Origin of the sequence: Streptomyces sp. NBC_01003 (assembly GCF_045162695.1) — a bacterium.
Lineage (GTDB): Bacteria > Actinomycetota > Actinomycetes > Streptomycetales > Streptomycetaceae > Streptomyces.
In genome coordinates this window covers 3,740,494-3,761,060 of record NZ_CP108707.1, presented here as the reverse complement: position 1 = coordinate 3,761,060, position 20,567 = coordinate 3,740,494, and the positions used below count along the sequence as shown (strand labels likewise).

The following is a 20,567-nucleotide window of genomic DNA, read 5'->3' as shown; positions in this document are numbered from 1 at the left end:
GAGAGCTCCACAAGTTTCCGACAATGGAGGGGATTCCGACCATCATGCGAAGGTCATCTATCGCCGCGGTCGCGGCCATCGGCAGCGTGAGCCTGCTGCTCGCCGGCTGCAGCAAGGCCGACGACGGCTCGGGCGACAACAACAAGTCGGCCGGTGCGAACGCCGCCACGAAGGATTTCGTCAACGCCTCGACGAAGAAGGGCGGCACGGTCACCTACGCGATGTCGGACGTCCCCGACTCGTTCGACCCGGGCAACACGTACTACGCCTACATGTACAACTTCAGCCGGCTGTACGCCCGCCCGCTGATGACGTTCAAGCCCGACGCGGGGGAGAAGGGCAACACGCTCGTCCCCGACCTCGCCTCGGCGCCCGGCAAGCAGTCGGACGGCGGCAAGACCTGGACGTACACGATCCGCAAGGGTCTGAAGTACCAGGACGGCTCGCCGATCACGTCGAAGGACGTCAAGTACGCGGTCGAGCGCTCGAACTTCGCGCGTGACGTGCTCTCCCTCGGCCCGAACTACTTCCAGCAGTTCCTCGCGGGCGGTGACAAGTACAAGGGCCCCTACAAGGACAAGAGCGACAAGGGCCTGAAGTCCATCGAGACGCCGGACGACACCACGATCGTCTTCCATCTCAAGCAGGCCTTCCAGGAGTTCGACTACCTGGTCGCCACCCCGCAGACCGCGCCGGTGCCGAAGGCCAAGGACGACGGCATCGACTACGTCAAGCACATCGTGTCCTCGGGCTCGTACCAGTTCCAGAGCTACCAGGAGGGCAAGCAGGCCGTCCTGGTCCGCAACAAGAACTTCGACCCGAAGTCCGACCCGCTGCGCAAGCAGTACCCGAACAAGATCGTCGTCAACCTGAAGGTCAACCAGCAGACGATCGACAAGGACCTGCAGTCCGGCGACACCCTGATCGACCTGCAGGGCAAGGGTGTCGACACCCAGACGCAGGCGCAGCTGGTCAACGACAAGTCGAAGATGGCGAACACGGACAACGCCTTCGGCGGCCGTCTCGTCTACGCGGCGATCAACACCAAGCTGAAGCCGTTCACGAACGTCGAGTGCCGCAAGGCCGTCGAGTACGCCATCGACAAGGTCTCGGTGCAGACCGCCCAGGGCGGTCCCATCCGCGGTGACGTCGCCACGACGGTGCTGCCCCCGGACATCACGGGCTACGCCAAGGAAGACGTCTACGCCACCAGCGGCAACAAGGGTGACGTGGCCAAGGCCAAGGACGCCCTGAAGGCCTGCGGCGAGAAGAAGATCAACACCACGATCACGGCGCGCAGCGACCGTGACGAAGAGGTCTCCGGCGCCCAGGCGCTGATCGAGTCGCTGAAGAAGGTCGGCATCAACGCCAGCCTGAAGCAGTACCCGTCGGGCAAGTACTTCACCGACTACGCGGGCGTCCCGAAGTTCAACCAGAAGAACAACGTCGGCATCATGATGATGCAGTGGGGTGCCGACTGGCCTTCCGGCTACGGCTTCCTGCAGCAGATCCTGAACAGCAAGGCGGTCGGTGCCTCCGGTAACACCGCCCTGTCGGAGCTCGACGACAAGAAGGTCGACTCGCTGCTGGCCGAGGCCATCGGGTCGCCCGACGAGGCCACGCGCAACAAGCTGTACGCGCAGATCGACAAGCAGGCCATGGAGGACGCGGCGCTCGTCCCGCTGACCTACTTCAAGGTCCTGCTGTACCGCTCGCCGTACGCCACCAACCTGGTGTCCACGGCCGCCTTCAGCGGGCAGTACGACTACCTCAACATCGGCACCACGAAGAAGTAGCAGCCCCGGAAGGCAGGTGAAGGCATTGGTGCCCGCGGGCCGCACGGTCCGCGGGCACCAGCGCCGGTCCCCGTGATCTCGTACATCATCCGCCGGTTGATCGCGGCAGTGATCCTGTTGCTGGTCGTCACCGCGGTCACCTTTGGCATCTTTTTCCTGCTGCCGAGAATGGCCGGCCAGACCGCCGACCAGCTCGCGCAGCAGTACATCGGCAAGAGTCCCTCGGCCGCGGACATCGCAGCGGTCAAGCACAACCTCGGCCTGGACGAGCCCGTTTACCTCCAGTACTGGCACTTCATCAAGGGGATCTTCGCGGGGTCCACCTACGACCTCGGCCCCACCACGGTCCACTGCAACGCGCCGTGCTTCGGCTACTCCTTCAAGAACCACGTCGCGGTGTGGCCCGAGCTGACCGACCGGCTGCCCATCACCTTGTCCCTGGCCGCCGGTGCCGCGGTCATCTGGCTGCTGTCCGGTGTCACGGTGGGTGTGATCTCGGCGCTCAAGCCCGGCTCGTTCTTCGACCGCGCGTTCATGGGCGTCGCCCTCGCCGGTGTCTCGCTGCCGATCTTCTTCACGGGCCAGCTTGCGCTCCTGGTCTTCACCTACCAGATCCCCATCTTCGGTCGTACCTACGTACCGCTCACGGAGAACCCGGCACAGTGGGCCAACACCCTCTTCCCTGCCTGGTGTTCACTCGCTCTGCTGTACTCCGCGATCTACGCCCGGCTGACCCGCTCGGGCATGCTGGAGACGATGAACGAGGACTACATCCGCACCGCGCGTGCCAAGGGTCTGCGCGAGCGCACCGTGGTGGGCCGGCACGGCCTGCGTGCCGCACTGACCCCGATCATCACCGTGTTCGGTATGGACGTCGGTCTGCTGCTCGGCGGCGCCGTGATCACCGAGAACGTGTTCTCCCTGCACGGCATCGGTGAGTACGCCGTCCAGGGCATCACCGACAACGACCTGCCCAAGGTCCTCGGCGTGACGCTGCTCGCCGCGTTCTTCGTCGTGTTCTGCAATCTCCTGGTGGACCTTCTCTACGCCGCCGCCGACCCGCGGGTGAGGCTCTCGTGACCGAACTGTCCAAAACCGGTGCCGCCGTGGGCGAGCCGGTGGCCGCGGGCCCGGCCAAGCCCCCGACCGCCTTCCTCGAAGTGCGCGATCTCAAGGTGCACTTCCCGACCGACGACGGCCTGGTCAAGTCCGTCGACGGGCTCAGCTTCAAGCTGGAGAAGGGCCAGACCCTGTCCATCGTGGGCGAGTCGGGGTCCGGCAAGTCCGTGACCTCGCTGGCGATCATGGGCCTGCACCGGCTCGGCGCGCGCGGCAAGAACGTGAAGATGTCCGGCGAGATCTGGCTCGACGGCAAGGAGCTGATCGGGGCCGCCCCGGACGACGTCCGACGGCTCCGCGGCCGCGAGATGGCGATGATCTTCCAGGATCCGCTGTCCGCGATGCACCCGTACTACACGGTCGGCAACCAGATCGTGGAGGCGTACCGCGTCCACAACGACGTGAACAAGAAGACCGCGCGCAAGCGGGCCGTCGAACTGCTCGACCGCGTGGGCATCCCCGAGCCGGCCAAGCGCGTCGACAGCTACCCGCACGAGTTCTCCGGCGGTATGCGCCAGCGCGCGATGATCGCGATGTCGCTGGCGAACAACCCCCAGCTGCTCATCGCGGACGAGCCGACCACCGCCCTCGACGTCACCGTCCAGGCGCAGATCCTCGACCTGATCAGGGATCTGCAGAAGGAGTTCGAGTCCGCGGTCGTCCTCATCACCCACGACCTGGGTGTCGTCGCCGAGATCGCCGACCAGGTCCTGGTCATGTACGGCGGTCGCTGCGTCGAGCGCGGTCCCGTCGACAAGATCTTCGCCGAGCCGCAGCACCCGTACACCTGGGGCCTGCTCGGATCGATGCCGCGCATCGACCGTGAGCAGACCGAGCGGCTCATCCCCGTCAAGGGCCAGCCGCCGTCCCTCATCAACGTCCCCTCGGGCTGCGCCTTCCACCCGCGCTGCCCGTACGCGGACCTGCCCAAGGGCGGCATCACCCGCACCCAGCGGCCCGAGCTGCACGAGGTCGGCAGCGACCACTTCTCCGCCTGCCACCTCAGCCCGGAGGACCGTACGCGGATCTGGACCGAAGAGATTGCGCCGAAGCTGTGAGTGAGCCCGTGAGCGAGACGAAGAAGGCAGACGCAGGGGACACAGCGGCGGCCACCAAGGCGGCCACGGTTCCCGCGCAGGCGGCGTCCCCCGAGGACCGCGAGGTGCTGCTCAAGGTCGAGGGCCTGGTCAAGCACTTCCCGATCAAGAAGGGGCTCCTCCAGCGGCAGGTCGCCGCGGTGAAGGCCGTCGACGGGATCGACTTCGAGGTCCGCAAGGGCGAGACCCTGGGCGTCGTCGGCGAGTCCGGCTGCGGCAAGTCGACCATGGGCCGGGTCATCACGAAGCTGATCGAACCCACCGGCGGCAAGATCGAGTTCGAGGGCCAGGACATCACGCGCCTCGGCACGCGGGGCATGCGCCCGCTGCGCCGGGACATCCAGATGATCTTTCAGGACCCGTACGGCTCCCTGAACCCCCGGCACACCATCGGCTCGATCGTCTCGGCGCCGTTCCGGCTCCAGGGCGTGGAGCCCGAGGGCGGGGTGAAGAAGGAGGTCCAGCGCCTCCTGGAGCTGGTGGGCCTCAGCCCCGAGCACTTCAACCGCTACCCGCACGAGTTCTCCGGCGGCCAGCGCCAGCGCATCGGCATCGCCCGCGCGCTCGCGCTCAAGCCGAAGCTGGTCGTGGCGGACGAGCCGGTCTCCGCGCTCGACGTGTCGATCCAGGCTCAGGTCGTCAACCTCATGGACGACCTGCAGTCCGAGCTGGGCCTGACGTACGTGATCATCGCGCACGACCTCTCCGTCGTCCGCCATGTCTCGGACCGCATCGCGGTGATGTACCTCGGCAAGATCGTCGAACTCGCCGACCGCACCTCGCTGTACGAGGCGCCGATGCACCCGTACACCAAGGCCCTGATGTCGGCGGTGCCCGTCCCGGACCCCAAGCGCCGGGGTGCCAAGAGCGAGCGGATCCTGCTCAAGGGCGACGTGCCCTCGCCGATCTCGCCGCCGAGCGGCTGCCGCTTCCACACGCGGTGCTGGAAGGCGACGGAGATCTGCAAGACGGCCGAACCGCCGCTGATCCAGCTCGCCCCCGGGCGCCAAGTGGCCTGCCACCACCCGGAGAACGCCGAGGACCAGGCCCCGGACGACACCAAGCTGCTCGCGGTCGCCAAGGAGGCGATCGAGGTGGTGACGCTGGCGCGGACCGAGGCGGATGACGCCGACGACGTGTCCGAGGTGCCGGCCGAGGCGGCGGCCGAGAAGTCGGCTGCGGATTCGGTTGAGGAGCCGGCCGAGGAGCCTGCCGATGCTCCCGAGGCGGCTTCCGACGCCGGTGACGACAGTGACGTACAGCCGTCGGACGACGCGGGTGACGCGGACGGGACGGACGAGGCACAGGGGTCGTCGGACACATAGCGGGGATTTGACCGAGCAGGTCATGTACATGCCCTGACGGGAGAGTGCAGAGTCTGCGTGTCCGTTACATCGGAACACGCGCGAAGGGACGACTCATGGCACTCTCCCGTTCGGCACGTCTGGCGGCGTCCCGCCCGTCTCCCACCACCCTCAAGCGACGCGCCATGCGCGGCTCCCTGGTTGTGACAGCGGCCGCCTCGTTCTGTCTGATCGCCGCGGCCCCGGCCCCCACCCCCGGCTCGGACGGCATCGGCGACCCGTACTTCCCGCAGCTCGGCAACGGCGGCTTCGACGCCACCCACTATGACCTGAACGTGGCCTACGACCCCGCGACCGACCGCCTCGACGGCGTCACCACCGTCACCGCGCGGGCCACCCAGAACCTCTCCTCCTTCGACCTGGACCTCCAGAAGCTGACCGTCGCCTCGGTCGAAGTGAACGGCAGACGCGCCCACTTCACGCGCTCCGGCGACGAGATACGCGTCACCCCGCGCGACGCGATCCGCGACCACCGCACCTTCTCCGTCACGGTCACCTACGGCGGCGTCCCGGAGGCGCTCAACGGCCCCATCGTCTTCGGCTCCGACTACGGCTGGATGAAGACCGACGACGGCGTCTTCGTCGCCTGCGAACCCAACGCCGCCTCCACCTGGTTCCCCTCGAGCGACCACCCCTCCGACAAGGCGACGTACGACATCCGCATCAAGGCGCCCAAGGGTCTGACGGGTGTCTCCAACGGCCGGCTCGTCGACACGTACGACGTCCGGGGCGGGCAGACCGTGCACCACTGGCGCGAGTCCCGGCCGATGGCGACCTACCTCGCCACCGCCTCCATAGGGAAGTTCGACGTCAAGACCGGCAGGACCCCCTCGGGCATCCCGATCTACGTCGCCATCGACCCGGTCCTGAAGGACAGCAACAACGTCGACGTGTACGGCGTCACGGCCGAGGTCACCGACTACTGGTCGCAGGTGTTCGGCCCTTACCCGTTCGAGGAGACCGGCGCCGTCGTCGACGACATGCCGCAGGCCGGCTTCTCCCTGGAGACCCAGTCCAAGCCGAGCTACTCCGCCGTCCGCTCCGAGGGCACGATCGTGCACGAGCTGGCCCATCAGTGGTTCGGCGACTCCGTCTCGGTGCGCCAGTGGAAGGACATCTGGCTCAACGAGGGCTTCGCGAGCTACGGGCCCTGGCTGTGGAACGAGCACAAGGGGCGTACCACGGCCCACGATTCCTTCCTCGCCGCATACAACTCCGTCCCCGCCACCTCGTCCTTCTGGCAGAGCGTCATCGCCGACCCGCAGCGCGACACCATGTTCAACAGCGCCGTCTACAACCGCGGCGCGATGACACTCCAGGTCCTTCGCGAGCGCATCGGCGACAAGGACTTCTTCAAGCTCCTTCGCACCTGGACCTCCACGCACCGCTACGGCAACGCGCAGACCGCCGACTTCATCCGCCTCGCCGAGAAGGTCTCCGGGCAGGACCTCGGCGGCCTCTTCCGGACGTGGCTCTACACGAAGGGCAAGCCCGCGCTGTAGGCCACCCGTCACACCTGGCTCGGGGGGCACCGGGCGGTGCGTAAGAATGTCGGGTGCTTCTGGAACTCTTCACCCCCTCCGTCCAGCATTGGCTGGACCTCATCGGGATCTTCGTCTTTGCGATCTCCGGCGCTCTCCTCGCGGTCCGCAAGAACTTCGATGTCTTCGGCATCGCCGTGCTCGCCGAGGTCACCGCGCTGGGCGGGGGGCTGTTCCGCGACGTGATCATCGGCGCCGTCCCGCCGGCCGCGTTCACCGACCTCGGTTACTTCCTGACCCCGCTGGTCGCCGCCGGCCTCGTGTTCTTCCTGCACCCCGAGGTGGAGCGCACCCAGGTGGCGGTGAACATCTTCGACGCGGCCGGCCTCGGCCTGTTCTGCGTCACCGGCACGGTCAAGGCGTACGACTACGGGCTCGGGCTCACGGCCTCCGCGGCGCTCGGCCTCACGACCGCCGTGGGCGGCGGTGTGCTGCGCGACATCATCGCCAACGAGGTCCCGTCCCTGGTCCGCTGGGACCGCGACCTGTACGCGGTGCCGGCGATCGTCGGCTCGACGATCATCGTCCTGTGCATCCGCTTCGACGCGCTGTCCGCGTTCAGCAGCGGCGCCGCGGTCATCACGGCGTTCGTGCTGCGGCTGCTCGCGATGCGCTACCACTGGCGGGCGCCACGGGCCTGGCACCGCAGGTCGTCGGCGACGGAGGTGCCGGAGGAGACGCCCTGACCTGGGCTGTTATGTACTTCGACGCAAAAGCTACCGCTTAGTAGTTTCCTGTTGTACCGTACCTGCATGGCACAGGTATCGCCCGCCGCGCAGGCGGTCATCGGCGACAGCGAGTTCGACCGCGACACCGCGGTCACCCGGCGCGAGCCCGGTGTGTACGACATCGACCTCTCGGCCGGCTGGACGATCATCAGCGCCGTCAACGGCGGCTACCTGCTCGCCGTGCTCGGCCGCGCCCTCGGCGACGCGCTGCCGCACAGCGACCCGTTCACCATCTCCGCGCACTACCTGACCGCGTCCCGGCCCGGTCCCGCCGTGATCAGGACCGACGTCGTACGCACCGGCCGCACTCTCTCCACCGGCCAGGCTTCCCTCTTCCAGTACGACGACGAGGGCGCCGAGGTCGAGCGGATCCGTGTCCTCGCCTCCTACGGTGACCTCGACGCGCTCCCGGACGACGTCCGTACCACCGCGAAGCCCCCGCACCTCCCGCCGGTCGAGCAGTGCTTCGGCGCGCAGGACGGCCCCACGCCGATCAAGGGCAGCTCCGCCATCACCGAGCGGCTCGCCCTCAAGCTCGACCCGGCCACGCTCGGCTGGGCGATCGGTTCGCCCTCCGGCAAGGGCGAGATGCGGGCCTGGTTCGGCCTCGCGGACGGGCGTGACGCGGACCCGCTCTCCCTGCTCCTCGCGGTGGACGCGCTGCCGCCGACCGCGTTCGAGATGGGCCTGACCGGCTGGGTCCCGACGGTCGAACTGACCGTCCACGTCCGCTGCCGCCCCGCCCCCGGCCCCCTGCGCGTCTCCATCACCACCCGTAATCTCGCGGGGGGTTTCCTGGAGGAGGACGCCGAGGTCTGGGACAGCGAGGACCGCCTGGTGGCCCAGTCCCGGCAGCTCGCGCGCGCAAAGCTGAGCTGAACGGGGCGGCGGGTCCGGGTGGGCCGAGCCCGGAGCCCTGGGGCCCTTCGCTTGGATCATGCCGGGCTCGCGGGGCCTGGTGCCGCACCTCGCGGCGTTGTCGTCAGTCGCCGACTCTCCCAAGCTCTCGGCTGCGCTCAAGCAGGGGGGACTCCATGACCCCGCTCCCTGATCCGGCCCGATCCAAACGAAAGGCCGTAGCGGCGCGCTCCGGGTCGAGGTGAGCCCGTTGTCGTAGAGCGGCGGGCGTCCCGGTCGAGGCGAGCCCGGCGGCGCAGCGTGCCGCGCGTCGGCCGGGTCTGGTACCTCGTCGCCGACTGCGCGCCAGGCCCCAGCTGTTCCGCCCGGGCCGGGTGCGCGAGGCGACCCTCACCGACGCGTCCGTCCGGCGGCGCCCCGGGGTCCAACTGGCCGATGCCTGGGCCGTTTTGAAACGCCAGGTCGAGGACAGGCCGGAGGCCGTCGAGGTCACCGCGCGCGTGCGGCGCACTCACCTCGACCTGTTCCTGCGGCTGTGCGGCAACGCGCTGACCGCGCCGCCCGACGGCGACGGCCGCAGCGAGTGGATCACCGTGCACCTCGGCTACGGGGAGGTGCGCGAGGCCCGCTTGCTCCTCTCCTTCGCCGACAACGTGCAGGTCGTCGACCCGCCCGAGATCCGTGCGGAACTCTCCCGCTGCGGGCGCCACGATCACGGCCGTGTACGGTCCGCCCACAGGAACTCCGTGACAGCGCCGGTCAGTTCGGCCGGCGCGTCTTCCTGTACGAGATGCCCCGCGCCCTCGATCAGCCGCAGTTCGGCGCCGGGGATCAGCTTCGCCAGCTCGTGCCCGCGCGCGACCGGGATCCAGGTGTCCTCCGTGCCCCAGCAGATCAGCACAGGCAGGTCCAACTCCCCGTACCGGCCCTGGATCTCGTCGGTGAAGCGCTGGTCGTTCTGCTCGATCTGACGATAGAACGCGGGCTGTCCCTCCGGCGTGCACCAGGGGGCGACCAGCCGGTCGAGGGTGGCCGGGTGCAGGCCCTGGTGGCTCGCCGACCTGATGTACTCGCGCGCGAGCGCCTCGTGCAGGGCCGGCGGGAGCTGGGCGAACACGTCGGCGTGCGCGCCGAGATGGCGGTACGTGGGGGAGCCCCATGGAGCGAGCGCCACCGGGTCGACGAGCGCGAGCCGCTCGTAGCGCGCGCCGTGCAGCAGCCGGGCGCGCAGGGCGACACAGCCGCCGAAGTCGTGGGCGACGACGGCGGGTTCGGCGCCGGGCCGGTCCAGGCCCCAGTGCCCGAGCAGCTCGGTCAGGACACGGGCGTGGGCGGCGAGGGTGACGTCCTGACCGTCGTGCTTCGCCGAGGCGCCGTACCCGGGCAGATCCCATACGTAGACGCGATGCCGGGCGGCGAGCGCGCGGGCCGGGCCGCGCCAGACGTACGAGGAGAAGGGCGTGCCGTGGACGAGGACGACCGGCGGCGCGTCCGCCGGGCCGAGCGCGGCCCAGGCGACGTCGCCGGACGAACTGGCACAGGAGCGGTCGAGATTCCAGTCGGCGGTCATGCTCTTCAGGCTAGAGCGTGTCCCGGCCGGGGGTGCGGGGACTTGGGCGCCGGTGGTGGTGGCCTGCGGCCGGCGGCGTTCAGTCCAGCCAGTGCGCCCGGCCGAGGTTGACGAGGCGCAACTGCCGTGTGGCGACGTCGATCGCCGCGTCCATGCGCTCCGGCGGGGTCTCCAGGAAGACGGACGCGGTCATCACCATGTGCTCGACGTAGTGCCACGCCAGCATCCGCAGGTCGTCCTGGCTCCAGCCGGCGGACACCGGGTCCGCGGCAAGACCCTCGGCCACCTCCTCGGCGAACCGCGCGAGCTGCCCGCCGATGGCGTCCCGCACGCGCTGGACGCCGCCGTGCCGCTCACGCGCGATGAAGCGCACGTGGGAGGGGTGCGTGCGGACCAGACGGGCGATCAACTCGACTGTCCGCCCCAGACGTTCCTCGTTGCTGCCCGTCGTGGTCAGCATCGTGGTGATCGTCTCGTGCAGGCTGCCGAGGGCCTCCTCGACGAGCGCGACGCCGAGCTCGGCCGTCGAGTCGAAGTGCCGGTAGAACGCGGTCGGCGCGACCCCGACGGCCCGGGTGACCTCGCGCAGCCCCAGGCTCGACAGGCTCTGGTCCTCGAGCAGCTCCAACGCCGCGTCGAGCAGCGCCTGTCGGGTCTTCTGCTTCTGGGCCTGCCGGATGCCGAGGGTGTGACTCATGCCATGCAGTTAACACTTGTTCTCTGTAATTCGGAAGCCGCGTGCGCGCTAGACTCATGAGTCAGTGAACGGTTGTAATCCCAACTGTCACCGACCCGACCATGAGAGGCACTCATGCTGTTCCTCGTAGCCGCCCTGCTTCTGCTGGGCGTCGCGCTGGGCTCCGTGGCCCACGCGCCTCTTCCCGTCACCCTCGTCGCCGCCGCCGTCATCGGCATCTGGCTGGTTGTCTTCGCCGTGCGCGAGCGGACCGCCCGGCGACGCCACCAGCACTGATCCATCAGCCTGATCACGCCTGATCACGCCTGATCTCGCCTGATCACGCCTGAACCAAGAGGGGGTACCACCATGAACATCACCGCTGACACCACTACCGGCACCAGCACCCACACCGACGCCGTGGCCGGGACGGCCCCTGCGGAGCAGCCCCGCACCGGTGCGCGCGACGCCGACGGAATGGCCGTCGCCTCGTTCGTCCTCGGGCTGCTCGGACTGCTCGTCCTCAACCTCTTCCTGGGCCCGATCGCCATCGTGCTCGCCGGCCTCGCCCTCCTGCGCGGCACCGCCCGCCGTGGCCGTGCGCTGCTCGGACTCGGGCTCGGAATCGCCGACCTGGCGGTCCTCGCGGCGTTCGTCGCGACCGACCACACGCTGTCCTGGAGCCTCACGGGCTGACCCCTTCGACGCTCTGCGTGGGACGGGACCCCACGCGGCGCGGAGCACCGGGACAGGGGCTCGTAGAATCGAGCCCACCATGGCTTACCTCGACCACGCCGCGACCACTCCGATGCTCCCGGAGGCCGTCGAGGTGATGACCGCCCAGCTCGCCCTCACCGGCAACGCGTCCTCGCTGCACGCAGCAGGCCGGCGCGCCCGACGCACCGTCGAGGAGTCCCGCGAGACCCTCGCCGAATCCCTCGGCGCCCGCCCCAGTGAGGTCGTTTTCACCTCGGGCGGCACCGAGGCCGACAACCTCGCGGTGAAGGGCCTGTACTGGTCCCGCCGCGACGCGGACCCCGCCCGCACCCGCGTCCTCGCCAGCCCCGTCGAACACCACGCCGTCCTCGACGCCGTGCACTGGCTCGGCGAACACGAGGGCGCCACCGTCGAATACCTGCCCGTCGACGCGTACGGGCGCGTGCACCCGGACGCCCTGCGCGAGGCGATCGCCCGCAACCCCGACGACGTGGCCCTCGCCACCGTCATGTGGGCGAACAACGAGATCGGCACGATCCAGCCCGTACGTGAACTCGCCGACGTGGCCGCCGGGTTCGGCGTCCCGCTGCACGCCGATGCCGTCCAGGCCTTCGGTCAGATCCCCGTCGACTTCGCCGCGTCCGGCCTCGCCGCGATGACCGTCTCGGGCCACAAGATCGGCGGCCCGTACGGCATCGGGGCGCTCCTCCTGGGCCGCGAGTACACCCCCGTACCCGTGCTCCACGGCGGCGGCCAGGAGCGGCATGTGCGCTCCGGGACGCTCGACGTGCCGGCCGTCTCCGCCTTCGCCGTCGCCGGACGGCTCGCCGCCGAACAGCGTGAGTGGTTCGCCCGCGAGATCGGCGGACTGCGCGACGACCTGGTCGACGCCGTGCGCGCGGCCGTCCCCGAGGCGATCCTCGGCGGCGACCCGGCCCCCGGCGGCCGGCTGCCCGCCAACGCCCACTTCACCTTCCCCGGATGCGAGGGCGACTCCCTGCTGCTGCTCCTGGACGCGCAGGGCATCGAGTGCTCCACCGGCTCCGCGTGCACGGCCGGTGTGGCGCAGCCCAGCCACGTACTGCTGGCCACCGGCACGGACCCGGACCTGGCCCGCGGCACCCTGCGCTTCTCCCTCGGCCACACGTCGACCGAGGCGGACGTGGCAGCGGTGGCGGACGCGATCGGACCGGCGGTGGAGCGGGCCAGGACGGCCGGGCTGAGCTGACGGCCGGGCTCGGCTGACGCGGCTGAGCCAGGACGCCTTACGCCTTGGCCGTGCGCCCCTCTTCATGGGCGCGCTTCACCAGGCCCATGTACCGGTCCCAGTCCCAGTGCGGGCCCGGATCGGTGTGGTCCGTGCCCGGCACCTCGACATGCCCGATGATGTGCTGCCGGTCGACGGGTATCCCGTAGCGCCTGCATATCCCGGCGGTGAGCCGCGCGGAGGACGCGTACATGGCGTCCGTGAAGTCGGCCGGGCGGTCCACGAACCCCTCGTGCTCGATCCCCACACTGCGCTCGTTGAATTCCTTGTTCCCCGCGTGGAACGCCACGTCCAGCTCGCGGATCATCTGCGCTATGTGGCCGTCCTTGCGCACCACGTAGTGCGCCGCAGCCCCGTGCCACGGATCCTTGAAGACCTTCAGCGTCCCCTGATAGCTGCCCTGTGTGACATGGATGATCACGCGGTCGATCGTGTAGTCGGCGGGGCGGTCCGCCCGCCGCCAGTTCGCCGCCGCCGCGGCCACCCACTCCGCGCCCCTGAAGTCGACCTCGCCGGCCTTGCGCGGCTTGTCCATGCCGGGCATCTGCCACCACATGTGCGCCAGGTCGCTGCGGGCGAGCAGGCCCACACCGACGGCTGTCGCCGCGCCTCCGATCAGCAGCGTCCGCCGGCTGACCCCCCGGTCACCGTCGCGCTTCGCGCGGCCCCCGGACTTCTGCCGCGACTTCCCCTGTGCTCCCACGACCCGCCCCCGTTCACGTCGTACGAGATCCACAACGGATACTCGCGGGATTCGGTTCCCGCGGCCCCGTACCCTGTTAGAGCTATGACTTCGCAGACCCCGCAGAGCACCCGCCCCCTTCGCGTCCTCGCCGCCATGTCGGGCGGCGTGGACTCCGCTGTCGCCGCCGCCCGCGCGGCGGAAGCGGGCCACGACGTGACGGGCGTCCACCTCGCCCTCTCCGCGAACCCGCAGTCGTTCCGCACCGGAGCCCGCGGCTGTTGCACCGTGGAGGACTCCCGTGACGCCCGCAGGGCCGCCGACGTCATCGGCATCCCCTTCTACGTCTGGGACCTCGCCGAGCGCTTCCGCGAGGACGTCGTCGACGACTTCGTCGCCGAGTACGAGGCCGGGCGCACCCCGAACCCGTGCCTGCGCTGCAACGAGAAGATCAAGTTCGCCGCGCTCCTCGACAAGGCGCTCGCCCTGGGCTTCGACGCGGTCGCCACGGGCCACTACGCGAAGGTGGTCGAGCACGCGGACGGCACCCGCGAGCTGCACCGCGCCTCCGACATGGCCAAGGACCAGTCGTACGTCCTCGGAGTGCTCGACGACCGCCAGCTCGCGCACGCCCTGTTCCCGCTCGGCGACACGGTCACGACGAAGGACGAGATCCGCGCGGAGGCCGAGCGGCGCGGCCTCGCGGTCGCCAAGAAGCCCGACTCGCACGACATCTGTTTCATCGCGGACGGCGACACCCAGGGCTTCCTCGCGTCGCGCCTGGGCAAGGCAGAGGGCGACATCGTCGACGAGACGGGGAGCAAGGTCGGCACGCACGAGGGCGCGTACGGCTTCACGATCGGCCAGCGCAAGGGCCTGCGGATCGGCACCCCGGCCCCCGACGGCAAGCCGCGCTACGTCCTGGACATCTCGCCGGTGAACAACACGGTGACGGTCGGCCCCGTCGGCTCTCTCGATGTCACCGCCCTCACCGCCATCAAGCCCCGTTGGTGCGGCACGGCTCCCACGGGACCGGGCACGTACACCGCGCAGCTGCGCGCCCACGGCGACGAGACGCCGGTGACGGCGGAGCTGATCGACGGCACCCTGACCGTCACCTTCGACGAACCCGTACGCGGTGTCGCCCCCGGCCAGGCCATCGTGCTCTACGACGGCACGCGCGTGGTCGGCTCGGCGACGATCGCGACGACCACGCGCGCGAAGACGGCTGCCTAGCCGCTTACGGGGTGCGCGGGCCCGCCGAGAAGAAGTCGCTGAGCAGCGGACCGAGCGCGTCCGGATCCACCGCGTGGGTCTGGCCGTCCAGCGTGCGGTACGTCCCGTCGGGCACCGCCCCGGCCACCGTCCGCGCCGCCTCGCGCATCCACGAGGGGCTCGCGCCGCCCGCGACGGCGAGCACCGGCACGGTGATCGAGGCCAGCCGCTCCCGCGGCACCAGACCGTCACCCATCGCGGCATTGTCGTAGGCCAGGGTCGGCGCGACCGCCTCCATGTCCGGCCACCAGGGCGAGCGCCGGGCGCCCGCGATCATCTCGGCGGGCGCGCCGGTGAGCGACATGAACAGCTCCACCGCGTCCCCGTTGCGGCCCTCGGCGAGGAGTGCGGACAGCTGCTGCGTGTACTCCGTGCGCTCCTTGCCGCCCCCTTCGTCGACCGCGAACGGGGGTTCGTACACGGCGACTCGGGTCACCGGCAGCCCGCTCGCCGCCGCCTCCAGGGCCAGCGCCGCGCCCGAAGACATGCCGTAGAGCGCCGCGCTGCCGCCCACGGCGTCGATGAGCGCGGCGATGTCCTCCACCTCGCGGGCGACGGCGTACGGGGCCGTGTCACCGCTCGCGCCGCGGCCCCTGCGGTCGTACGGGACGGCGCCGAGTCCGCCGCTCAGCCGGGCCGCCAGCGGCTCCATCGACGAGCCCGCCGACAGGGCGCCGCTCACCAGGATGACCGCCGGGCCCGCGCCGGTGCGCTCGTACGCGATGGCGGTGCCGTCGGGAGAGTTCGTCTTCTTGTCCACGTCTGTGAGGACTCCCTCGCCCGGCGGAACTCATCACGCGGTCAGACGCTTTCCACCTCGTAGAAGCACAGGTGGTCCTTGATCTCGGCCACGTCCGGCTTCGGGTCCGGGTATGCCCACACCAGGTCGGGGGCGTCCGGCAGCGACCAGTAGGACGCCGTTCCCTTGAAGGGGCAGTACGTCTGTGTGTCGGACGGGGTCAGCAGGTCCGTGCGGACGTCCGCCGGCGGGATGTAGTAACGCACCGGACAGCCCGTCTCGCGCAGCAGCAGCGGGCGGGCGCTCTGCGCGAGCACCACCCCGCCGTGGACCACGCGTACGGAACCGGTGCCCTGCTCGATCGTGATCGTGTGTCCATCAGCCATACCTGGGACAGCACCGGCGAGGCCGCCGTTCTTCCCCCGTACGGTAGGAGACATGAACATTTGCGTCTTCCTCTCCGCCGCCGACCTCGCCGACCGCTACACCCGGCCCGCCCGTGAGTTCGCCGAACTGCTCGGCAAGGGCGGCCACACGCTCGTGTGGGGCGGTTCGGAGAGTGGTCTCATGAAGGTCGTCGCGGACGGTGTGCAGGAGGCCGGAGGGCGCCTCGTGGGCGTCTCCGTGGACTTCCTCGCCGACCTGGCGCGGGCGAACGCCGACGAGATGGTCATCGCCCGCGACCTCGCGGAACGCAAGGCGCTGCTCCTGGAGAAGGCCGACGCCGTCGTGATCATGGTGGGCGGCGCGGGCACGCTCGACGAGGCCACCGAGATCCTGGAGCTGAAGAAGCACGGCAAGCACGACAAGCCGGTCGTCCTGCTGAACTCGGCAGGTTTCTACGACGGCCTCAAGGAGCAGTTCCGGCGCATGGACGACGAGGGGTTCCTGCCGGTGCCGCTCACCGAACTCGTCTTCTTCGCCGAGGAGCCCGTCGGCGCGCTGGCCTACCTGGAGACGCACCCGTCAGCGGCTGCCGCCTCGGAAGTCGGCACGCTCTAATGCGAGCATGGCCCGTATGGCAACACATGTGATCACCGGGGCCGGATCAGGTATCGGCGCGGCCGTGGCGCGCCGTCTGCACGCACGCGGGGACCAACTCGTCCTCCACGCGCGCGACGCGGCCCGCGCGAAGGAACTCGCGGCCCAGTTCCCCGGCGCGGCCACCCTCGTCGGCGACCTGGCCGACCCGGACAAGCTCTCCTGGGCGTTCTCGCACCAGTCGCTGCCGGACCGGGTGGACTCGCTGCTGCACATCGCGGGCGTCGTCGACCTCGGCCCGGTCGGCGAGCTCACCCCCAAGTCGTGGCGCCACCAGCTGAACGTGAACCTGGTCGCCCCCGCCGAACTGACCCGCCATCTCCTGCCCCAGCTCCGCGTCGCCCACGGCCACGTGATCTTCGTCAACTCGGGTGCGGGCCTCAGCGCGCACGCCGACTGGTCCGCGTACGCCGCCTCCAAGCACGGCCTGAAGGCGCTCGCCGACGCCCTGCGCCAGGAGGAGCACGGCAACGGCGTGCGGGTCACGTCGGTCTACCCGGGCCGCACGGCCAGCGCGATGCAGGTCAAGGTGCACCAGCAGGAGGGCAAGCCGTACGACGCCGCCCGCTGGATCGACCCCGAGTCGGTCGCCACGACGATCGTCATGGCGCTCGACCTGCCGCGCGACGCCGAGGTCAACGACCTCACGGTGCGCCCGGGCCGATAGCGCCTTCTGAGCCTCGGTCCACCTGCGCCTGAGCCGGCCCCGGCCCCGTTACGTACGCTTCGCGGGTGAGCGAAAACAGCAAGTTCAGGCCGGGGCCCGCCACCGGTGTCGGATCGATGCCCGGTGGCGACGCGCGCGAGGCGGCCAAGACGGTCACCGGCAGTGTCGAGGAGTTCCCGTATCTGGCGGAACTGCCCGCACGCGGACCCGGCGCCGACATGATCGGCCGGACCGCCGGACTGCTCGTCGAGCTGTACGCGCGCGTGGAGCCCAGCGGCTGGCGGCTCGGGGACCGGCCGGGCCGCGACACCCGGCGGGCCCGGTCCTGGATGGGCGAGGACCTGGACGCGCTCGAGGAGTTCCTGCAGGGCTACCAGGGGCCGTTGAAGGTGCAGGCGGTCGGTCCCTGGACGCTCGCCGCCGCCCTGGAACTGCGTAACGGCGAGGTCGCCCTGTCCGACGAGGGCGCCTGCCGGGACCTCGCCGGCTCGCTCGCCGAGGGCCTGCGCCTCCACCTCGACGACGTGCGCCGCCGCGTCCCCGGGGCCGAGATCGTGCTCCAGCTCGACGAGCCGTCCCTCATCGCCGTACTGCGCGGCCAGGTCAAGAGCGCCAGCGGATACCGCACCCACCGCGCCGTCGACCGCCAGCTCGTGGAGAGCACGCTCCGCGAGGTCGTCTCGGTCCACGACGGGCCCGTCGTCGTGCACTCCTGCGCCCCCGACGTCCCGTTCGCCCTGCTGCGACGTGCGGGCGCCGACGCGATCTCCTTCGACTTCTCGCTGCTCACCGAACGTGACGACGACGCGATCGGTGAGGCCGTCGAGGCCGGTACGCGGCTCTTCGCCGGTGTCGTGCCGGGCACGGACAGCCCATTGTCAGACCCTGCCGGTAGCGTCATGGGAGTCAGGACGCTGTGGCGCAGGCTGGGGCTGAATCCCGGCTCCCTCGCGGAGTCGGTCACGGTCACACCGTCGTGCGGTCTCGCGGGGGCCTCTCCCGCGTACGCGCGCGCCGCGCTCGCCCACTGCGTCCGGGCGGCGAGATCACTCGCGGACAACCCAGAGTGACGGCTCGGGATCCGCACAGGGACAAACGGGAGGACGAGACGGTGGCCGGCGAACAGCAGCACGCACAGCCCGCAGAGGTGCCCACGACGGCACGGGAGCAGCACGCGCAGCTCGCCGAGCAGATCGAGGAGCACCGCTTCAGGTACTACGTGAAGGACCAGCCGGTCGTCAGCGACGGCGAGTTCGACAAACTCCTGCGCTCCCTGGAGGCGCTGGAGGAGCAGTATCCCGAGCTGCGCACCCCGGACTCGCCGACCCAGAAGGTCGCGGGCTCGTACGCGCCGGTGTCCACGTCGTTCACGGCCGTCGAGCACCGCGAACGCATGCTCTCCCTCGACAATGCCTTCGACGACGCCGAGTTGGCCGCCTGGGCGGACCGCATCGCCCGGGACGTCGGCACGTCCGACTACCACTTCCTGTGCGAACTCAAGATCGACGGCCTCGCGGTCAACCTCACGTACGAGGACGGCAAGCTCACCCGCGCCGCCACCCGCGGCGACGGCCGCACCGGCGAGGACATCACGCCCAACGTGCGCACGATCGCCGAGATCCCCCACCGCCTCAAGGGCGACCGCGTCCCGGCGCTCGTGGAGATCCGCGGCGAAGTCTTCTTCCCCATGGAGGGGTTCGAGGAGCTCAACGCGCGCCTGGTCGAGGCCGGGGACAAGCCCTTCGCCAACCCGCGCAACGCGGCGGCGGGTTCGCTCCGCCAGAAGGACCCCCGCGTCACCGCGACCCGGCCGCTCCACATGGTCGTGCACGGCATCGGCGCCCGCGAGGGCTTCGACATCGACCGCCTCTCCCAGGCCTACGAGCTGCTGCACGAATGGGGACTGCCCACCGCCCGGCACAACAGGGTGGTCGACAGCATCGAGGACGTACGGGAGTTCATCGCCCACTACGGGGAGAACCGCCACTCCATCGTCGAGCACGAGATCGACGGCGCCGTCGTCAAGCTCGACGAGATCCCCCTCCAGGGCCGCCTCGGCTCCACCTCGCGCGCGCCGCGCTGGGCCATCGCCTGGAAGTACCCGCCGGAGGAGGTCAACACCAAGCTGGTCAACATCCGCGTGGGCGTGGGCCGCACCGGCCGTGTCACGCCGTACGCGCAGGTCGAACCGGTCACCGTGGCCGGCTCGGAGGTCGAGTTCGCGACCCTGCACAACCAGGACGTCGTCAAGAAGAAGGGCGTCCTCATCGGCGACACCGTCGTCCTGCGGAAGGCGGGCGACGTCATCCCCGAGATCCTCGGCCCGGTCGCCGACCTGCGCGACGGCAGCGAGCGGGAGTTCGTGATGCCCGCCGAGTGCCCCGAGTGCGGCACCCCGCTGCGGGCCATGAAGGAGGGCGACATCGACCTCCGCTGCCCGAACGCCCGGTCCTGCCCGGCCCAGTTGCGCGAGCGCCTCTTCTACCTCGCGGGCCGCAAGTCCCTCGACATCGAGAACTTCGGCTACGTGGCGGCCGCCGCCCTCACCAAGCCCCTGGAGCCGTCCGAGCCGGCGCTCTCCGACGAGGGCGACCTGTTCGACCTCACCATCGAGCGGCTGCTGCCGATCAGGGCGTACGTCCTCGACCAGGACAGCGGACTGCCGAAGCGGGACCCGAAGACCGGCGAGGAGAAGATCGCCACGGTCTTCGCCAACCAGCAGGGCGAGCCCCGCAAGAACGCCCTGTCCATGCTGGAGAACATCGCGGCGGCCAAGGAGCGGCCCCTCGCCCGCATCATCACCGGCCTGTCGGTGCGCCATGTGGGCCCCGTCGCCGCCGAGGCCCTGGCCCGCGAGTTCCGCTCCATCGACCGCATCGAGCAGGCCACCGAGGAGGAGCTCGCCGCCACCGACGGCGTCGGGCCGATCATCGCCGCCTCGCTCAAGCAGTGGTTCGCGGAGGACTGGCACCGCGAGATCCTGCGCAAGTGGCGGGCCGCCGGGGTCCGGATGGAGGAGGAGGGCGCCGGCGAGGACCAGGGCCCCCGCCCGCTCGAAGGCCTCACGGTTGTCGTCACCGGCACACTCGAGCACCACACCCGAGATGGCGCGAAAGAGGCCCTGCAGAGCAGAGGGGCCAAGGTGACGGGCTCCGTTTCCAAGAAGACCTCCTTCGTCGTAGTGGGGGACAACCCGGGCTCCAAGTACGACAAGGCGATGCAGCTGAAGGTTCCGGTTCTGAACGAGGACGGGTTCGCCGTCCTGCTCGAACAGGGGCCGGAGGCGGCGGCGGACGCTGCGCTTCCGACCGAGGAGTAGCGGTTGAAGGCCACCCGTTCAGCGCATACCAGATGCATACGGGTGGCTGGGGCGCATTCGGGCAACCGTGGTCGACCGCTGCCCCAGGAAGCCTTCTGCGGCCTACTGTTG

At 70.1% G+C, this 20,567-nt stretch carries 20 protein-coding genes and 1 pseudogene; 16 read left to right on the top strand and 5 right to left on the bottom strand.

Features of this window, described 5'->3' with window-relative positions:
* Positions 1-23: 23 nt before the first annotated feature.
* The 8 genes and pseudogenes from OG698_RS17055 to OG698_RS17020 form a co-directional block, all read left to right on the top strand.
* On the top strand, positions 24-1,796 hold the full coding sequence (locus tag OG698_RS17055) for an ABC transporter substrate-binding protein (protein ID WP_406103835.1): 1,773 nt from the start codon (positions 24-26) through the stop codon (positions 1,794-1,796).
* A gap of 72 nt (positions 1,797-1,868) precedes the next feature.
* The gene (locus OG698_RS17050; RefSeq protein ID WP_100598291.1) at positions 1,869-2,876 is read left to right on the top strand and encodes an ABC transporter permease; all 1,008 of its coding nucleotides are present in this window, start codon (positions 1,869-1,871) and stop codon (positions 2,874-2,876) included.
* Entirely contained in the window at positions 2,873-3,973 is a 1,101-nt protein-coding gene (locus OG698_RS17045; protein WP_406103833.1) for an ABC transporter ATP-binding protein, read from the top strand. Before OG698_RS17050 ends, OG698_RS17045 begins: the two co-directional genes overlap by 4 nt.
* Before the next feature lie 8 nt (positions 3,974-3,981).
* A complete protein-coding gene (locus OG698_RS17040; protein WP_406103832.1) occupies positions 3,982-5,337 on the top strand; it encodes an ABC transporter ATP-binding protein in 1,356 nt (451 codons plus the stop codon).
* A 95-nt stretch (positions 5,338-5,432) separates the two neighbouring features.
* Positions 5,433-6,878: a M1 family metallopeptidase gene (locus OG698_RS17035; protein ID WP_406103831.1), complete on the top strand. Its 1,446-nt coding sequence runs from the start codon at positions 5,433-5,435 to the stop codon at positions 6,876-6,878.
* Positions 6,879-6,931: 53 nt separating this feature from the next.
* A complete protein-coding gene (locus tag OG698_RS17030; RefSeq protein WP_399971902.1) occupies positions 6,932-7,603 on the top strand; it encodes a trimeric intracellular cation channel family protein in 672 nt (223 codons plus the stop codon).
* A 66-nt stretch (positions 7,604-7,669) separates the two neighbouring features.
* Complete coding sequence (locus OG698_RS17025; RefSeq protein WP_406103829.1) at positions 7,670-8,524, top strand: thioesterase family protein; 855 nt, start codon at positions 7,670-7,672, stop codon at positions 8,522-8,524.
* A gap of 353 nt (positions 8,525-8,877) precedes the next feature.
* Positions 8,878-9,138: pseudogene (locus tag OG698_RS17020) on the top strand (DNA-binding transcriptional regulator); the annotation flags it as partial.
* Positions 9,139-9,215: 77 nt separating this feature from the next.
* Here the strand turns inward: OG698_RS17020 and OG698_RS17015 are convergent.
* Together OG698_RS17015 and OG698_RS17010 are read right to left on the bottom strand one after the other, a co-directional pair.
* A complete protein-coding gene (locus OG698_RS17015; RefSeq protein WP_406103827.1) occupies positions 9,216-10,073 on the bottom strand; it encodes an alpha/beta fold hydrolase in 858 nt (285 codons plus the stop codon).
* A gap of 79 nt (positions 10,074-10,152) precedes the next feature.
* Positions 10,153-10,770 carry a TetR family transcriptional regulator gene (locus OG698_RS17010; RefSeq protein WP_326773996.1) on the bottom strand — a complete coding sequence of 206 codons (618 nt, stop codon included), beginning with the start codon at positions 10,768-10,770 and terminating at the stop codon, positions 10,153-10,155.
* A gap of 114 nt (positions 10,771-10,884) precedes the next feature.
* Between OG698_RS17010 and OG698_RS17005 the strand changes: the two genes are divergently transcribed.
* The 3 genes from OG698_RS17005 to OG698_RS16995 all read left to right on the top strand — a co-directional run bounded on the left by OG698_RS17005 (position 10,885) and on the right by OG698_RS16995 (position 12,694).
* Positions 10,885-11,046, top strand: a complete 162-nt coding sequence (locus OG698_RS17005) for a hypothetical protein (protein WP_165914619.1) — start codon at positions 10,885-10,887, stop codon at positions 11,044-11,046.
* Between the two features lie 72 nt (positions 11,047-11,118).
* On the top strand, positions 11,119-11,445 hold the full coding sequence (locus tag OG698_RS17000; RefSeq protein ID WP_399971909.1) for a hypothetical protein: 327 nt from the start codon (positions 11,119-11,121) through the stop codon (positions 11,443-11,445).
* Positions 11,446-11,524: 79 nt separating this feature from the next.
* The gene (locus tag OG698_RS16995) at positions 11,525-12,694 is read left to right on the top strand and encodes a cysteine desulfurase family protein (protein ID WP_406103824.1); all 1,170 of its coding nucleotides are present in this window, start codon (positions 11,525-11,527) and stop codon (positions 12,692-12,694) included.
* Positions 12,695-12,731: 37 nt separating this feature from the next.
* Here OG698_RS16995 and OG698_RS16990 read toward each other — a convergent pair whose 3' ends face one another.
* The gene (locus tag OG698_RS16990) at positions 12,732-13,436 is read right to left on the bottom strand and encodes an N-acetylmuramoyl-L-alanine amidase (protein WP_406103822.1); all 705 of its coding nucleotides are present in this window, start codon (positions 13,434-13,436) and stop codon (positions 12,732-12,734) included.
* An 84-nt stretch (positions 13,437-13,520) separates the two neighbouring features.
* Between OG698_RS16990 and mnmA the strand changes: the two genes are divergently transcribed.
* Positions 13,521-14,651: a tRNA 2-thiouridine(34) synthase MnmA gene (gene mnmA, locus OG698_RS16985; RefSeq protein ID WP_406103821.1), complete on the top strand. Its 1,131-nt coding sequence runs from the start codon at positions 13,521-13,523 to the stop codon at positions 14,649-14,651.
* Positions 14,652-14,655: 4 nt separating this feature from the next.
* Here the strand turns inward: mnmA and OG698_RS16980 are convergent, their stop codons facing one another.
* Positions 14,656-15,450, bottom strand: a complete 795-nt coding sequence (locus OG698_RS16980; RefSeq protein ID WP_406103819.1) for an alpha/beta fold hydrolase — start codon at positions 15,448-15,450, stop codon at positions 14,656-14,658.
* A 41-nt stretch (positions 15,451-15,491) separates the two neighbouring features.
* Complete coding sequence (locus OG698_RS16975) at positions 15,492-15,815, bottom strand: DUF427 domain-containing protein (protein ID WP_356285871.1); 324 nt, start codon at positions 15,813-15,815, stop codon at positions 15,492-15,494.
* Positions 15,816-15,867: 52 nt separating this feature from the next.
* Between OG698_RS16975 and OG698_RS16970 the strand changes: the two genes are divergently transcribed.
* From OG698_RS16970 to ligA, 4 genes are all read left to right on the top strand, one after another.
* Positions 15,868-16,431: a TIGR00730 family Rossman fold protein gene (locus OG698_RS16970; RefSeq protein WP_399971916.1), complete on the top strand. Its 564-nt coding sequence runs from the start codon at positions 15,868-15,870 to the stop codon at positions 16,429-16,431.
* A 7-nt stretch (positions 16,432-16,438) separates the two neighbouring features.
* On the top strand, positions 16,439-17,137 hold the full coding sequence (locus OG698_RS16965; protein WP_399971918.1) for an SDR family oxidoreductase: 699 nt from the start codon (positions 16,439-16,441) through the stop codon (positions 17,135-17,137).
* A 65-nt stretch (positions 17,138-17,202) separates the two neighbouring features.
* Entirely contained in the window at positions 17,203-18,207 is a 1,005-nt protein-coding gene (locus OG698_RS16960) for a methionine synthase (protein ID WP_406103816.1), read from the top strand.
* A gap of 41 nt (positions 18,208-18,248) precedes the next feature.
* The gene (ligA, locus tag OG698_RS16955; RefSeq protein WP_406103815.1) at positions 18,249-20,456 is read left to right on the top strand and encodes an NAD-dependent DNA ligase LigA; all 2,208 of its coding nucleotides are present in this window, start codon (positions 18,249-18,251) and stop codon (positions 20,454-20,456) included.
* Positions 20,457-20,567: the final 111 nt, after the last annotated feature.

Coding starts and splice junctions, on each gene's coding strand:
- OG698_RS17000 (WP_399971909.1), top strand. CDS start 11,119: ATGAACATCACCGCTGACACCACTACCGGCACCAGCACCCACACCGAC.
- OG698_RS16965 (WP_399971918.1), top strand. CDS start 16,439: ATGGCCCGTATGGCAACACATGTGATCACCGGGGCCGGATCAGGTATC.
- OG698_RS17025 (WP_406103829.1), top strand. CDS start 7,670: ATGGCACAGGTATCGCCCGCCGCGCAGGCGGTCATCGGCGACAGCGAG.
- OG698_RS16970 (WP_399971916.1), top strand. CDS start 15,868: ATGAACATTTGCGTCTTCCTCTCCGCCGCCGACCTCGCCGACCGCTAC.
- OG698_RS17055 (WP_406103835.1), top strand. CDS start 24: ATGGAGGGGATTCCGACCATCATGCGAAGGTCATCTATCGCCGCGGTC.
- OG698_RS17010 (WP_326773996.1), bottom strand. CDS start 10,770: ATGAGTCACACCCTCGGCATCCGGCAGGCCCAGAAGCAGAAGACCCGA.
- OG698_RS17005 (WP_165914619.1), top strand. CDS start 10,885: ATGCTGTTCCTCGTAGCCGCCCTGCTTCTGCTGGGCGTCGCGCTGGGC.
- OG698_RS17015 (WP_406103827.1), bottom strand. CDS start 10,073: ATGACCGCCGACTGGAATCTCGACCGCTCCTGTGCCAGTTCGTCCGGC.
- mnmA (WP_406103821.1), top strand. CDS start 13,521: ATGACTTCGCAGACCCCGCAGAGCACCCGCCCCCTTCGCGTCCTCGCC.
- OG698_RS17035 (WP_406103831.1), top strand. CDS start 5,433: ATGGCACTCTCCCGTTCGGCACGTCTGGCGGCGTCCCGCCCGTCTCCC.
- OG698_RS16975 (WP_356285871.1), bottom strand. CDS start 15,815: ATGGCTGATGGACACACGATCACGATCGAGCAGGGCACCGGTTCCGTA.
- OG698_RS16995 (WP_406103824.1), top strand. CDS start 11,525: ATGGCTTACCTCGACCACGCCGCGACCACTCCGATGCTCCCGGAGGCC.